The organism is Pantoea sp. YU22, assembly GCF_003970755.1.
Classification (GTDB): domain Bacteria; phylum Pseudomonadota; class Gammaproteobacteria; order Enterobacterales; family Enterobacteriaceae; genus Pantoea; species Pantoea piersonii.
In genome coordinates this window covers 1-14,490 of sequence record NZ_RYDU01000004.1, presented here as the reverse complement: position 1 = coordinate 14,490, position 14,490 = coordinate 1, and the positions used below count along the sequence as shown (strand labels likewise).

Here is a 14,490-nt window from a genome sequence, read left to right as displayed (position 1 = left end):
ATAATATCCGATTATTGTCAGGCTTAAACTTTTTATGGGTCCCCAGCTATTCACGCTCTTCTTTAAGAAAGTCTACGAATGCGCGCAGCGGCGCAGCTTTAAAGCGGCTGGAAAAGTAGAGCCAGGGCCCTTCAAATGCCAGCCACCACTCAGGCAACAGTGGCTGAAGATCGCCGGTTGCAAAATGGGGCTGTAGCCAGTTTTCAAACGTAGCAATGATGCCTTTGCCGCTTCGCGCCAGATCAATGGCGGCGGAAGCGCCGTTAACGCCGATGGTCAAACGACCAGGAGGATCGACGATAAAGGTTTTACCCGCCCGTTCAAACTCCCAGGGTATTAGCGCGCCGCTTGAATATTTCAGGCGAATGCACGCATGTTCAAGCAGGTCGGCAGGATGAACAACAGAGCTGCTCGAGGCGAGATAACCGGGCGCGGCAGCCAGCGCCAGCCTCTGGGTCCGCGGCCCTATCGGCACGGCGATGGTATCTTTCGCCAGATGTTCGCCGTAACGTATGCCTGCATCGCAACCCGCCAGCGTCGCGTCTACCAGACGGTCATCAACCATAAGTTCAACCCGCAGTTGCGGATGCCGGGAAAGAAAGCGATCCAGCAGCGGCGGTAGAATATCCACCATCACCGCGCCGGTGACGTTCAGTTTCAGTACGCCGCGAACAGATTGCTGCGAACTCGCCACATCATTCAGCGCCGCCCGCATCTCCGTGAGCAGCGGCGTGATGCGTTCGGCCAGCGCCAGGCCTGCCGCTGTGGCCGTTACGCTGCGCGTCGTTCTGATGAATAGCGGTATTCCCAGCTCCCGCTCCAGCGCGGAGACTTTTTCGCTAACGGTCGAGGCCGACAGACCAAGCTGTTTCGCCGCCGTGCGGAAACTTCTTTCGTTCAACACGGTAAGAAAGATCGACAGGTTTTCCATCCCCGCCGCGCCGTTATTGTTCGCCATACCGATCAGCCTGTTCGCATTATGTCCGTTTATCAAAGCTATCAGGCAAGTTATAAATTCAGAACACAAAAGAAGCGTCTTTTTAACAAAAAGACAAAGTAAGCGGAGAGGCGATATGAAGAGCAAAAGCGTGCTTATTACCGGCGCGAATAAAAGCATCGGTTTTGAAACGGCCCGGCAAATGGGACGACTCGGTTACCGGATCTGGCTGGGCTGTCGCGATGAAGCGCGAGGGCAGTCGGCCGCGGCCAGCCTGGCGGCGCAGGGCGTTGATGTCCGGCTGCTGATCATCGACGTAACGGATATGGCGACTATTCAGGCGGCGGCGCAGCGGGTGCTCAAGGAAGAGGGGACGCTGGATATTCTGATTAATAATGCCGGCATCTCAGGCAACTATCCCGTGGCGCCCAGCGAGCAGAGTATCAGGGATATCGAAACGATCTACGACACCAATGTGTTCGGCGCCATCCGGGTGACCCAGGCTTTTTTGCCTCTGCTTAAAGCCGCGGCAGGCGCCAGTGTTGTAATGGTCAGCAGCGGATTAGGCTCGCTGACATGGGTTTCCGATCCGAACCATCCCTTTTCCCGCGTAGAGGCAATGGGGTACAACAGTTCAAAAACGGCCCTGAATGCTGTGACCGTCGCTTTCGCTAAAGAGCTCAGGGACTTTAACATCAGCGTTAACGCCGTCGATCCAGGCTATACCGCCACCGATTTTAACGGGCATACCGGCTACCGAACCGTTGAGCAGGCCGCTGAAGGCATCGTCTGGCTGGCTGGTCTCGATCCTTTAACAACCACAGCGGGCTTCTACTTCGATAAAAGCCGGGCGCCCTGGTAACGTTCCTCAAGCGGCATATTGACGCATGTGCGGCTTTACCGGCAGCGAAATCAGCACCGGCTTAATCTCCAGCCTGCCGCACCGATATTCAAGCCGAAACCGGGTAGCGGTTGCGGCTCTTCATGTTCCCTTCGCGCCTGCGGGAAACAACTCGCGGATCCGCATCTATACTCTACTGCGTTTAGTGAAATATGCCGCTATTTCTGCGCTGCGTTCTGCTTTAAGCAGGTAACGCTGCGCGAAACGCGCCCGTATAGATCTACTAACGACTCCTTTTTTCATTTTCTTTTCGCAGGGGACTTCCTGGTATGTTGCAATCTCAACGCTCGCACCTGGGCAGCATTTTGCTGCTGCTGGCTGCAGTGGCCAGCTTCGCACTGGCACTTTATGCCTGGCTTACACCATTAACCGGCGTTACCGGCACTATCGGGGCGCTTGGCGTGGTCATCGCCAGTGTGGTTCTGGCCGTGCTGACCTTTATCTTACGTGGCGTTTCAGCACGTGGCGTTCGCATTTTCTGGACCATCATCACCCTCATCGTGCTGGCTGGCATTGGGTTTGCCGCGCTACTGCTGCATCAGTGGGTCATTACCGCAGCGATGATTGTCGGCCTGATCGGACTCATTGCGCTGAGTAAAGAGAAGGCAACCCATCATCAATACGCCAGATCCTGAGGAACCGACCGTGCATAAAGATAAACAGAACCAACTGATGAAAGTCAGCATGACTGCGCTTGCTCTGCTGGTGGCGCCACTCACATTACAGGCGCAGGATAAAGCCGCAGAAGCTTCTCAGGGAACGCAGAAGAAGCTTAATGTGGATGCCGCTAACCAGCAGGCGCCTGGCACCACCAATACCACCAAAGAGGCCTCTTCCGGGCAGGATGGCCAGAAGGTGGAGTCAGCGCCCGGCGTGGCTTCGCCGCTGGTGCCGGAAAACGCGACCTGGGACAGTTTCCACGGTCAGCTCAATGCCCAGAAATACAGCCCGCTTAAACAGATCACGGCTGATAACGTCAGTAAACTGGAGAAGGTCTGGGAGTTCCATACCGGCGACGTTTCCGATGGCAAAGGTAAAACGCCCGCGACGGTCTGGTCAGCCACACCGGTTTTTGCTAATGAAACAATCTATATAGGCACGCCCTTTGACCGCCTGATCGCCCTGGATCCGGGAACCGGTAAAGAGAAGTGGCATTACGATACCAAAGCCCCGCGCGAAGCGCTGACGCAGCCGGTTCTGAAAAATCGTGGCGTCTCCTACTGGCAGGCTAAAAACCCGGTCGCCGGGCAGGCCTGCCAAAAAATCGTTTATATGGGCACCGTTGACGCCAAACTCTACGCGCTGGATGCGGACTCCGGCAAGCCGTGCGAGGCATTCGCCAATAAAGGCGTACTGGACGTTAATCAGTGGAATACCCTGAACGCCAAATATCCGCTGTCGCTGCTGCAACCGCCTACCGTGGTCGGCAACCATCTGATTGTGGGCTGGGCAGGGAAAGACTGGGCCTATGCTGAAGCACCTCCCGGCACGGTCTTTTCGATCAACGCAGAGACGGGCCAGCGTGAGTGGACCTTCGATGCCATTCCGGCTGATATCCGCAAACGTACCGGCACCGCCAACGTCTGGACTCATATGTCAGCAGACGAAGCCCACGGCCTGATCTACCTGCCGGTTTCGTCGCCTTCGCCGAACTACTGGGGCGGCAACCGCGTTGACGCTATTCCGCTCGGGACATCCACCACCGCGCTGGATGTGAACACCGGTAAAGTGGTCTGGTCGCGTCAGTGGGTGCATCACGACGTGTGGGATTACGATATCAACTCCGCGCCGACGCTGATGGATATCACGGTCAATGGCAAGCAGATCCCCGCGCTTATTCAGGCAACCAAACAGGGCTTCCTGTTCGTGGTGAACCGCCTGACGGGTGAAGATGTCTGGCCAATCGAGGAACGTCCCGTACCGCAGGGCGATGGCTCAGTGCAGGGCGAGAAACTGTCCCCGACGCAGCCGTTCCCTACCAAACCCGCACCGCTGCTCGATCAGTCTAAAAAGCCTGAAATCTGGAAGCTGGCGGATATCGTTGGTGCCGGTCAGTGTTCACGCCTGTGGGATAAGCTGACCTATGAAGGTATGTATACCCCGCCGACGACCAAGGGCGAGGGCACATTAACCTACCCAGACAGCGCCGGCGGCGTGCAGTGGGGCGGCGTAGCCTTCGATCCGCAGAACCAGATCGCGGTCGTTAACGTCTCCCATATCGTGCAGTACGTGAAGCTTTATAGCCGTGAAGACTATGACAAAGCGGATAAAGGCTCTGGCAACGAGAGTGGTTTTGCTCCGCAGGAAGGCGCGCCTTACGGCATGCGTCTTGACGTGGCGAATAACTGGCTCGGCATGCCCTGCTGGCAGCCGCCGTTTGGCGAGCTGGTGGCGCTGGATATGCACACCGGCGAGGTGAAGTGGCGTCGTCCGGTTGGCGCATCTCAGCAGTACGGCTTCTTTATGCCTGAAAGCTGGGGCTCGCCCACCATTGGCGGCCCGGCGGTGACCGCGGGCGGCGTTATCTTTATTGGCGCCTCAATGGATGCCAAAGTACGCGCCTATTCACTGGAGAGCGGCAAAGAGCTGTGGTCCGATCAGGCTGAAGCGCCCGCCGTGGCTAACCCCTCTGTCTATGAATATAAAGGGCGTCAGTATGTGGCGTTCGTGGCAGGCGGTAATACCATCCTGAAAGATCAGGTGGGCGACCAGGTTGTGGTGTACGCGCTGCCGAAGTAAGGCCTTGAGTTGAGGCTGAGGCAGTAAACAGCAGTGGGGCAGCGATGCCCCACTTTTTTTGCTCCGTATTCAGCTACCGGATGCGCCTGCAGCGTCCATCATTTTTGACCGTAGGCCTGATTGCGTCCATTGCGCTTCGCCTGATAAAGCGCCTGATCAGCCTCACGTTTCAGCTGTTCCGCTTCAGAAGGATCGCCTTTGGATATCAGCGCAAAGTAACCCGCGCTGATGGTGACAACGCCCGGCGGCGTCTCTGTGGTTTCGTGAGCAATACCCAACTCCATAACCGACCTGACAGCCTCTTCAGCAACGATTTTCGCCTCGGAAAAGTCAGTGTTGGGCATGATAATCGCGAACTCCTCTCCGCCGTATCGCGCGACCACGTCGCCGTGGTACTGAACGCTGCCCTTAAGCGCCTGAGCAACATCCTGCAAACACTCATCTCCTGATACATGTCCGTAGGTGTCGTTGTAGCGCTTGAAAAAGTCGATATCGATCATGACCAGCGCCAGCGGGTCGCCGGTTTTATGCGATCTCAGCAACGCCTGCTCCAGCAGCGCGTCAAACTGGCGGCGGTTGGCAAGCCCGGTTAAACCATCCACCAGCGCCAGCGACTGCAGCGTATGGTTAATGGTGGTCAGCTCGTCGCGGACGAAAGAGAGCTCAAGCTGGTTTCTGACGTTGGTGCCGACCTGGCGGAGCACCAGCACGCCGATGCCGTTGATAATGCCCAGCAGCGCCAGATTGAGCAGCACGTTCAGCAGATTGCCCGAGAGCCACGCCATACGAATGTTCGACAGATCGTAGCCAGCGGTCACAATCAGCGGATAACGTTCAAGCCGGGCGTAACCAAATACGCGTTCCACGCCGTCAAAGGATGAGCGCCACGTAGCATTGCCGCTGGAAGCCGCTTTAAGTTCGGTTTCGAACAGCGGACTGGTTGAGAGCATTTTGCCAATATAGGCATCGGAGAAAGGGCGGATATAAAGCGCTGAAGAGTCCGCCAGAATCAGTCCTAACGTGTCCTTTTCGCCCAGGGAAAAATAGCTGTAATACTGGCGGAAATAGTCTACCCGCACGGTCGCCAGCGCAACGCCGGCAAAGTTACCCTGCGCATCGTTAAGGCGAACGGAAACAGGGATCACCAGGTCGCCGGTCGAGCGGCTGCGTATAACGTGGCTGATCAACAAACTGGTATCGTTATGGGTGCGATGCCAGATGAAATAGTCTCGATCGGCATTGCTGGCGTTAGTCGGAATAAAATTGCCGGAAGAGGCAACCCAGTGTCCCGCCGTGTCGTAAATAAAAAGTCCGTGCAGCTGCGGCAGTTTACTTTGCTGCTCTTTGAGCTGATGCAAAAAAGCAGGCGTCGCAGCATAGTCGTTTCCGCGCTGCCTTAGCTGTCTGACCGCGTCCGCCAGCGTAATATCTACTTGTAGAATCGCATCCTCAGCCTGCTTTGCCAGAGAGACGGAAAGGTTACGGGCGTCATCTTTTTTCTCAATGACTTTTTGCTGCCACGAGTTCCATAAAGACCAGGCATTGATGGCAATAACGAAGAGGCTCGTCAGCATTAAAAACATCACCATGCTTTTACCAAGCGACGTTCTTAACAGAGAGGAACCTGAAGTACGCAACGTATTCTTTCGCATATAAAAGGATGTGTGCCGGCAGCGATGATTAGTCAGGCATCATACAGTAATTACGCCGCTATTCTAATAGAGAGGAGGCGGGAGCGGGTTTTTATTTAAATTAGCCTGCTTCATTTAGGCGAGCGGTGCTTATCGTTGTGCGGCCCTGAATCTTATCGTCCCGCTATGTAATCGTCGCCTGCAGTCGAATTTACTCTGATGACGCACCGACCCGCTTAAATGGCAAAAGCGGGCGCCACGCAGACTTTATTGATCTGTTACAGAATAAGCCTGACGCCCGTCGATTAAGGATTACCACTTCACGCCAAGGCCGGTTGAAAAGGTGCCTTCATTCAGATTATCGCGCGTGCCGTGCACCAGATTTTTGTGATAGCCGATATGCCATGTCGACCACGAGGTTAGCGAATAGCGCAAGCCGACCTCTGCATCCATTGTAAAAATACCGTCCTCGTCCAGCGAATGTCCAATATCCCCGTTGCTGTAAAGCGTCACCTTTTTCGCCAGCAAATAACGCTGATAATTCCAGCGTATGGAGGCGCCCAGGTGATCGTCGCTGCTCCCGTCGCTGTAACCGTAGCCAAAAGCGCCCGCCAGTATTGAAACGGAAAAAGAACTCAGCTCAGTGTCCCATAGCTGATAACCGGGACCGGTACCAATCAGCGCCTGGCGGGAAACATCTTCCACCCAGTCACGTTTATATGTGCCGCGCGTTTGCCAGAAATATTGTTCACGAAAAATGTAGTCAAAGGCATAGCGCAGGCTGTAATTATCCGTATTGACACTCTCATTTTCCTGCTCACGGTTGTAGGTCGCGCCAATATCATGCCGCCAGCGTCCCTGGCTAAGCTTAGTATTCAGCGAGAAATTATAATCATCGGTTTTAGTCGAGGATTTTTTTATATTCACGCCCGCGTCTATATTTCCTGTCCAGGATAGCGTATCGGTCCGCACTTTTTCTTTCATAAAATCGTCTATGCGTTTGACCGAGACTTTCTGCTGCTGACGCTCATCGTCGCGTCTTACCCAGACGTAACCGGGATCGCCCGCGGTTAAAGTAACGTGATAGTTCTCTCCGGTCTTTTTATTTTCCACCACAAAAGGGTTATTGCTGGCAAGGGTACTGACGGCGCTCCACGTTAAAGTTAGCGTGCCGCCATACTCCGTATCCAGCCCCAGTTTGCCGTCGCTCAAATAGCGAACGGTGCCCGTCAGGCGGTCGCCATTATTCAGCCAGACGGTATCCGCCCAGGCGACGCTCAGGGTCCCTGAGAGCAATGTCGTCAGCAGTGGCGGTAACGCTTTTTTTATCGCCATAGTATCCGTTAGCGTTTTATGAAAAACAGAGTGTCGGGTCTCCAGCGCGTTATTGCCAACCCAGACCCAGACTTTTCTGTAACGCTACGAAGTCGACGGTGAGTTGCGTCTGGGCATTAATTTCATCCTGCTGGGCGGTCAGCAGGGTGCGTTCGCTGTCCAGATAGTCGATCAGGCTGGCAGCGCCCGCTTTATAGCGCTGCTGTACGAGCGAACTGGCGTGCTGCGCCGACGCGCTTACGCGATAAAGATCAACCACGTTTTGCCGCTGGTGGCCGTAGCGGGAGAGTGAGGAGTTGGCATCGCGTAACGCATCCAGCACCGTCTTACGCCACTGCGCTTCCGCTTCGTCGCGCTCCGCCTGAGCCTTGTCGACCTGGGCGCGTACCCGGCCGAAATCCAGGAAGTTCCACTGCAGAAAGGGGATCAGCATCCATGACATATTCTGCTTCTCAAGCAGTGCGCCCTCGGCCGTGCTGAACCCCAGGGTCCCGACAAGATTAATTTTGGGAAAGTAGTCCGCCTTATGTTCGCCAATCTCCGCCGTTTTCGCAGCAAGCTGGCGTTCTGCGCTGCGCACGTCCGGCCGGCGTTTTAACAGCGAGCCCGGATCGGAAACGTTAATGTCAGAGGGGAGCTGCGGCAGAGTGTCAATATTTGACAGCATGCCATCAAGCTCGCCGGGCGTTTTCCCAACCAGGAAAGCGAGCGTATCCAGATACGCATCGATATCCGCCTGCAAAGGTGACAGCTGAGACTGGGTTGTTTCAAGCTGCGTAACGAGGCGCTCTACATCGCTGTCGCTGGCTGTTCCCTGACGTCGTCTTTGCTGAGTAAGGGTGAGCATTTGCTGCTGCACCTCTACGGAACGCTTCAGCAACGCCAGCTGCTGTCGCGCACCGGCCAGCATCAGATAATTTCTGGCGACCTCTGCCGTGATGGAAACCTGCGCATCCGCAATGTTCGCCATGTTCGCCTGTTCCATGGCGCGGGACGCTTCAATCGCCCGGCGCGTACCGCCAAAGAGATCTACCTCCCAGCTGGCGTCAAAACTGGTGGTGTACAACGACAGCGGATTTTTTTCGCCTGTCGCCACGCTGTCGGGAAGATGCGCCCGAACCGCGGCGCCTGACGCCGACAGCGAAGGATATTCATTGGCTTCATTGCCGCTCAGCGTCGCCCGCGCCTGACGTAGCCGTGCGCGTACGATGCCGATATCGGGGTTATTTTTTAACGCCTCGTCAATGAGCTGATTCAGCAGCGGAGCGTTTAGCGTTGTCCACCATGCTGACGCCGTCGGCGAGGTGGCGAAGCCTGTATCAGGAAGCCGGGCATATTTAGTGGCTTTAACCGGACTGGCGGGCGCATGGTAATCCGGGCCGACCGTACAGCCTGTCAGCACAGGCAGCAACATCAGCATGGTATAGGAGAGTTTATTGAATTTATTCATCATTTTTTCATCGAGCTGGAAGCGGCGCCGGGCTTATGCGGCGAGCGCAACAGGAAAGTAAGAGGTATACAGCAGATCAGGGCAAACCCCATCAGATAGAAGGTTTCTGAATAGGTCAGCACCAGCGCCTGTTGTTGAATCTGTTGCGCCAGCTGCGCCAGCGCCTGTGATGCTGAATAGGCCGCATCGCCGGTCTGGCTGAAAAATCCGGCGCTGCTTGCCGCCATTCTGTCAGTGACCAGCGGCGAATTTGCGCTGATGGATTCGCGGATAACGTCGTTGTGGAGCTTACTTTGCCGGTCGATGAATATGCCAACCAGCGCGAGTCCGACCGAGCCGCCGAGGTTGCGCATCATATTGTAAAGACCGGCAGCATCGGCCGCTTCTTCGGTGCGCACCGCCGCCATTGACGCCTGATTCAGCGGCATCATCGCCAGGATCTGTCCTGCGCCGCGCAAAATTTGCGACCAGAAAAAATCGTCGCCGTTGCTCTGCACGGTAAGCGTCGTGTCCAGGAAACAGCTCCACGCAAAGAAGCCGATACCGCATATGACCAGTAATTTAATATCGATTTTGGTCAATAGTCTGGGCAGAAAGGGCATAAGCAACAGGCTGGGTATGCCTGAAATCAGCAACACCATCCCGGACTGCTGGGCGTTATAGTCAGCTATGCCGCTCAGAAACTGCGGCAGCAGATATAAGATGCAATAGAGAGCGATGCCGAGGATAAAAACGATGACGATGACGCTGAGAAAGCGAAAGTTAAACAGCAGCGACAGACGAATGACCGGCCTGCGTGCGGTAACCTGAGAGATCAGCAGCAGAACAAACCCGATCGCGCATACCACGCTAAGCCAGCAGATTTCGGTAGACTCAAACCAGCGCTCGCGCTGACCCTCTTCCAGCACCACCGTCAGTGAGCTAAGCGCCGCGCTGAGTCCCAGCACGCCAGTCCAGTCCGCGCGAATAAATTCAGTCCAGTTGGTTTCTTCTTTATTCAGGCCGTTTAACAGCAGAAACACCAGCGCCACGCTCACCGGCACGTTAATAAAAAAGCACCAGTGCCAGCTGATATTTTCTGCCAGCCAGCCGCCCATAACCGGGCCGAGTACCGGCCCCAGAATGACGATCAGACCAAATATCGACATGCCCAGCGGCAGCTGAGAGCGGGGCAGGCGGGTACGAATAATCATCTGCGCGGTTGGTATCATCGCGCCGCCGGTAAAACCCTGCCCAATACGCCCTAGCACCATCTGCGGCAGGCTTTCTGACAGACCGCAGATAATGGAAAACAGCGTAAAGAATACCGCCATCGAGATGAGGAAGTTTCGTAAGCCAAACACTCGGGTAAGCCAGCCTGCCAGCGGGATCATGACGATCTCGGACATCAGGTAACCCGTAGAGATCCAGGTTCCCTCGGTGCCGGTTGCGCCAAGCTCCCCCTGAATTTGCGGCAGCGCCGAGTTGGTGATAGAGATATCAAGGGTGGCCAGCAACGCCCCCAGCGCACCGGCGATTACCGCTATCCAGTCCGACAGTGAGGCTTTTTCCGCCTCTTGCGACGTGACGCCAGCCGCACTCATTTTCCTGCACCCTGTTCATGGGTATCGACGTCGACCGTCACTGACATCCCGGGTAAGAGCCGCTTACGTTCCTCTGGCGAGGCGTTAATGCGGATTTTCACCGGTACACGCTGGACGATTTTAGTAAAGTTGCCCGTCGCATTTTCCGGCGGCAGCAGCGCGAACTGCGATCCGGTACCGGGCGAGAAGCTGTCAACCACGCCTTTAATTTTCAGATCCGGCAGCGCATCAACGTGCAGCGTAGCAGGCTGTCCAGGACGCATATTGGTCAGCTGCGTTTCTTTGAAATTAGCGGTCAGATAAATGTCGTTGAGCGGCACCACCGTCAGCATACGGGTACCCGGCTGCACATACTGGCCCACCCGGACGGTGCGGTTGCCGATCACGCCGTCTATCGGGCTGCTCACAAGCGTATTTTTAAGATCGATATCGGACTGCGCCAGACTGGCTCTTGATGACGCCAGTTCCGCTTCACTTTGCACGATTTGCGCTTTCAGCGTAGCAATCTGGGCGGAAGCGGCTTTTACCGCCGCGGCATTGGCGGCGACATCCGCTTGTGCGGCATCGCGGCTGCGCTTTAAGTCGGCCAGATGTTCGCTCGCTTCGGCACCGCTGGCGGCCAGCGGGCGATAGCGGTCGTATTCATGCGAGGCATAACGTAACTGCACCTGGGCAGAGGCGTACTGAGCCTGAGCCTGTTCAATCTCAGCCTGCTGACGGGTGATATCCGCTCTTGCGCGTTCGATTGCCGCCTCACGGGCTTTAATCGTGGCCTGCATCTCATTGACCCGCGCCTGGTACTGGTCGTTTTCGATGCGAACCAGCGGATCGCCTGCTTTGACTAACTGATTGTCATTAACCAGAACAGCCACGATATTTCCAGATACCTTCGGTGCCAGCGTCACGCTGTCAGCCTGAAGATAAGCATCATTGGTCGATTCGGTATAACGCGTCAAAAAATACCAGACGGCGCAAACCAGCGCGATAACCACGATGGCAATCAGCAGAAGTAAACGCATCCGCTTGCTTTTAGGTTTGGGTCTGGTTACTGAACTGGAGGCATCACTGTGAGCGGGTGATGCTGAAGTGGCTACTGAAAGGTACAGCAAGGTAAACCTCTGTAAAGAAAATTATATCGCGTGATATAAATTGTCTGTGAGCTGAATTTATGTCAAGCGATATATTTTAAAACCCCGCAGATAACTGCGTATAATGCGCGTTCAGGCGACAGGAGGAGAGGCGTGTCGGGAAAAAATCTAAAGCCCTTAAGGCATTCAACAGAAAGCGGATATCACCGTGGTGAAGAGACGCGCCAGCGCATAATTGATGCTGCCATCGAGATTTTTGGCGAGCGGGGATTTAAGACGGCAACAACCCGGCAGATAGCGACGGCAGCCGGGGTGAACACACCTGCGTTGCAGTATTACTTTGAGAACAAAGACGGGCTTTACCTCGCCTGCGTCGATTCACTGGCTAACGAGAGTTACGCCTTCTTCCAGCCGCTGCTGGAGCGCATTGAAAGCCCGGACGAGGATATGGATGTTGAGGAGTGCAAGACGCTTTTTTGCGCATTGCTCGATACCATGTTTGACCGCATCACCGGCAGCCAGAGTTCGCCCGGCAAGCGGCTATTTCATGCCCGTTTACAGATGGGCGATGGGCCGGAACAGGCGTTTGCGCTGATGCAGAAGTTAATCGGGAACAAAATCTTCCAGGCAGGTTTTCAGCTTATCGGACGTATTACCCAACAGCCTGTCAGCGCAGAAATCACTCGCCTGCGGACGGTTTCGCTTATCGGCCAGGTCGCGATGATACACGCTATGCAAAACACCGTGCTGACGCAGCTTAAATGGACACAATTTGATGACGCGCGCCTGACGATGCTGAAAGCGATCACCCGTGAACACAGCATGACGATGCTGACGAAGTGGCATCGGGAATCAGGCTCCTCCGAGGATGGGAAGAGGGATACTCTCTAAAACAGGGTGAGTGATTCGGAACGGCAAAGCGCGCGCCTGCGGTTCGCGGCGTGGTTTTGGTTGGCTTGATTGCAGATGAGTGTTCAGAGGCTGCGCGTCTCGCCTTTTTTAGAACAACTGACGCATATTGGGTGCTCCTCAAGCCGGGCAGCATACCAGGATGTGGGGGACTTAACCTGCGAATCAGAACGCAGCTAAGCCAGACCTTCAGCGCCTTTCGCCAGCAGAGTGGGACATTAATTGTCGCCTGAATGCAGCATGGTATAAGCTGCAGGACAGTGTCGAGCAATCCCTGATTGATGCTGCGTTCTGAAGTTATGTAGTAATACTAAACGTCATCCATATTTTCACGTTATCGCGCTCGGTTACTACTCATATAAAGCCCAGTACCGATACTGAACAGCCCCGGCCGCCCGGCCCGGAGGGCCGGTACTGCAGTGGCTGATAAATGGGTGCTGTAACTAAAGTATGGGTGTCGCTGTGGGGAGTGCGGCTGAGGCGTTCTTTCGTCTTCGACCGTCAGGGTTCTGTGCGCCTTTATGGCCGCTGCTTTAAGGGCGTCTGGCAGGGCGTGGTTGGATTTACAGGGTAAGGGGGAGGGCACCTATGCCGCGCTACCGGCGCAGTTCAGCTGCTGGAATGTATGTGATACCAGCTGGCGCCTTCATGCCGCTACGCGGCATTTTGAGATAAGGATGACACCCCGGTTGCGGACACGATATCCGCTTTATGCCATAAGCGAACATCGTTAAAGAGGTTAGTCAATAATCAATGGAAAGCAGGTCACATGCTTTAAACATAGTATTAAATCAATACCAATCTGAATTTAATTATTCGATAGCACTAAGTATGCGGTTCCTTTTGATGAATTAGCCTTTTTATTTCCGAAAAATTGAACGATATCTTGGAGCAGTGTTTGCTTCCTTGGGTAGATCAATGCCCTCATAGAAATCACTGATCAGATCCTTTCTCCTTATTTCATCAAACAAGAAACAGTTTTCCGGTACACCAGCTGCATACCCGGGCCGGGCAATGAAGTATCTTGCATTAAACGCATCACAGGTCAGGATATAGCACGTGAGATGCCGCTGAGCCATGCCCCTGACCTGCCACCTTTTGTCCAGATTCTGCTCTTTCAGAAATCGCAGGGCATGAGTGCGGGACAGAAAAAGAAAAGCCGACATGATTTCTTCCTTATGATGGATCTGTCCGTAAGGGGAGTATTCCTCAATATTAAAAAGGGTCCAAAAAGGCTGTCCTATCGTATCCTCGTCGGGGATAACCACGTTTGCCAGTCTTCGTGAAAGAAGATTGCCTATCGAAGGCAGCTCTGAGTAATCCATAAGCGTAACGTTATTTTTTTCAGCAAATTCGCGTGCCCCTTTCTGAAACCCGCCTGAGGAGACGATGACCCCGTGGCTCAGACTGCACTCATGGATTTTGGCATGAAAGGCCAACACGCTATCCCTCTCCAATGGCCGGGAGCGGTTCTTGCATTCCACCGCAACACGGTGGCGGATACCTGCCATTTCAAATTCATAGTAAACATCTATCTGATAGCTACTGCCCTCTCTCCCAGAAATCTGTACGTCACGGGCGACCATGGTTTTATTACCCTGGATATCAAGTAGTTTCTGATAGACGCCCTGAACATGGGATTCCAGATCCTGCCATTTGTCGGGAGGTGGTGAGCTGGGAGACTTACTGAGCATATCTACTAAGGCTTTCATGGAAGGGCGAGTCATATCGGCTCCTTGGGGGGGTGTTTAGATTCTTAAAACATATTCACACATCCTTAGACTGTTCCATGAGAGATATTTGCGCTTTTTCTCCCCGATGAGGAGCGTTATCCACCGCCTGAATCGCCACGGGTTTAACAGACACCTCAGAGTCATTTAAGATGGCTTAAAGAGAGGTGCCCATGAGCGGTAAGCG

The 14,490-nt window shown here is 54.6% G+C and carries 11 protein-coding genes; 4 read left to right on the top strand and 7 right to left on the bottom strand.

Annotated elements, in window-relative coordinates:
- Nucleotides 1-46: 46 nt before the first annotated feature.
- Nucleotides 47-958, bottom strand: a complete 912-nt coding sequence (locus EKL29_RS08200; RefSeq protein ID WP_311778989.1) for a LysR family transcriptional regulator — start codon at nt 956-958, stop codon at nt 47-49.
- Between the two features lie 115 nt (nt 959-1,073).
- On the opposite strand from EKL29_RS08200, the gene EKL29_RS08195 reads away from it, so the two are divergent.
- The 3 genes from EKL29_RS08195 to EKL29_RS08185 all read left to right on the top strand — a co-directional run bounded on the left by EKL29_RS08195 (nt 1,074) and on the right by EKL29_RS08185 (nt 4,577).
- On the top strand, nt 1,074-1,799 hold the full coding sequence (locus EKL29_RS08195; protein ID WP_126689332.1) for an SDR family oxidoreductase: 726 nt from the start codon (nt 1,074-1,076) through the stop codon (nt 1,797-1,799).
- A gap of 308 nt (nt 1,800-2,107) precedes the next feature.
- Nucleotides 2,108-2,473, top strand: coding sequence for a hypothetical protein (locus tag EKL29_RS08190; protein ID WP_126689331.1), 366 nt, complete (start codon nt 2,108-2,110; stop codon nt 2,471-2,473).
- 49 nt (nt 2,474-2,522) lie between these two features.
- Entirely contained in the window at nt 2,523-4,577 is a 2,055-nt protein-coding gene (locus tag EKL29_RS08185; protein ID WP_126689466.1) for a pyrroloquinoline quinone-dependent dehydrogenase, read from the top strand.
- Between the two features lie 98 nt (nt 4,578-4,675).
- Here the strand turns inward: EKL29_RS08185 and EKL29_RS08180 are convergent, their stop codons facing one another.
- From EKL29_RS08180 to EKL29_RS08160, 5 genes are all read right to left on the bottom strand, one after another.
- Nucleotides 4,676-6,151 carry a sensor domain-containing diguanylate cyclase gene (locus EKL29_RS08180; RefSeq protein ID WP_240629483.1) on the bottom strand — a complete coding sequence of 492 codons (1,476 nt, stop codon included), beginning with the start codon at nt 6,149-6,151 and terminating at the stop codon, nt 4,676-4,678.
- A gap of 369 nt (nt 6,152-6,520) precedes the next feature.
- Nucleotides 6,521-7,543, bottom strand: coding sequence for a DUF481 domain-containing protein (locus tag EKL29_RS08175; protein WP_126689330.1), 1,023 nt, complete (start codon nt 7,541-7,543; stop codon nt 6,521-6,523).
- A 49-nt stretch (nt 7,544-7,592) separates the two neighbouring features.
- A complete protein-coding gene (locus EKL29_RS08170; protein ID WP_126689329.1) occupies nt 7,593-8,996 on the bottom strand; it encodes an efflux transporter outer membrane subunit in 1,404 nt (467 codons plus the stop codon).
- Nucleotides 8,993-10,576, bottom strand: a complete 1,584-nt coding sequence (locus EKL29_RS08165; protein WP_126689328.1) for an MDR family MFS transporter — start codon at nt 10,574-10,576, stop codon at nt 8,993-8,995. Before EKL29_RS08165 ends, EKL29_RS08170 begins: the two co-directional genes overlap by 4 nt.
- Nucleotides 10,573-11,595, bottom strand: coding sequence for an HlyD family secretion protein (locus tag EKL29_RS08160; RefSeq protein ID WP_126689327.1), 1,023 nt, complete (start codon nt 11,593-11,595; stop codon nt 10,573-10,575). The genes EKL29_RS08165 and EKL29_RS08160 overlap by 4 nt, the downstream gene beginning before the upstream one ends.
- A gap of 222 nt (nt 11,596-11,817) precedes the next feature.
- On the opposite strand from EKL29_RS08160, the gene EKL29_RS08155 reads away from it, so the two are divergent.
- A complete protein-coding gene (locus EKL29_RS08155; RefSeq protein WP_120456724.1) occupies nt 11,818-12,555 on the top strand; it encodes a CerR family C-terminal domain-containing protein in 738 nt (245 codons plus the stop codon).
- A gap of 878 nt (nt 12,556-13,433) precedes the next feature.
- Here EKL29_RS08155 and EKL29_RS08150 read toward each other — a convergent pair.
- On the bottom strand, nt 13,434-14,300 hold the full coding sequence (locus EKL29_RS08150; protein WP_126689326.1) for a restriction endonuclease: 867 nt from the start codon (nt 14,298-14,300) through the stop codon (nt 13,434-13,436).
- Between the last annotated feature and the right edge of the window lie 190 nt (nt 14,301-14,490).

Bases quoted from the DNA above. Each gene is read 5' to 3' on its own strand.
- EKL29_RS08200 (WP_311778989.1), bottom strand. From the start codon at position 958: ATGGCGAACAATAACGGCGCGGCGGGGATGGAAAACCTGTCGATCTTT.
- EKL29_RS08195 (WP_126689332.1), top strand. From the start codon at position 1,074: ATGAAGAGCAAAAGCGTGCTTATTACCGGCGCGAATAAAAGCATCGGT.
- EKL29_RS08190 (WP_126689331.1), top strand. From the start codon at position 2,108: ATGTTGCAATCTCAACGCTCGCACCTGGGCAGCATTTTGCTGCTGCTG.
- EKL29_RS08185 (WP_126689466.1), top strand. From the start codon at position 2,523: ATGACTGCGCTTGCTCTGCTGGTGGCGCCACTCACATTACAGGCGCAG.
- EKL29_RS08180 (WP_240629483.1), bottom strand. From the start codon at position 6,151: ATGCTGACGAGCCTCTTCGTTATTGCCATCAATGCCTGGTCTTTATGG.
- EKL29_RS08175 (WP_126689330.1), bottom strand. From the start codon at position 7,543: ATGGCGATAAAAAAAGCGTTACCGCCACTGCTGACGACATTGCTCTCA.
- EKL29_RS08170 (WP_126689329.1), bottom strand. From the start codon at position 8,996: ATGATGAATAAATTCAATAAACTCTCCTATACCATGCTGATGTTGCTG.
- EKL29_RS08165 (WP_126689328.1), bottom strand. From the start codon at position 10,576: ATGAGTGCGGCTGGCGTCACGTCGCAAGAGGCGGAAAAAGCCTCACTG.
- EKL29_RS08160 (WP_126689327.1), bottom strand. From the start codon at position 11,595: ATGCGTTTACTTCTGCTGATTGCCATCGTGGTTATCGCGCTGGTTTGC.
- EKL29_RS08150 (WP_126689326.1), bottom strand. From the start codon at position 14,300: ATGACTCGCCCTTCCATGAAAGCCTTAGTAGATATGCTCAGTAAGTCT.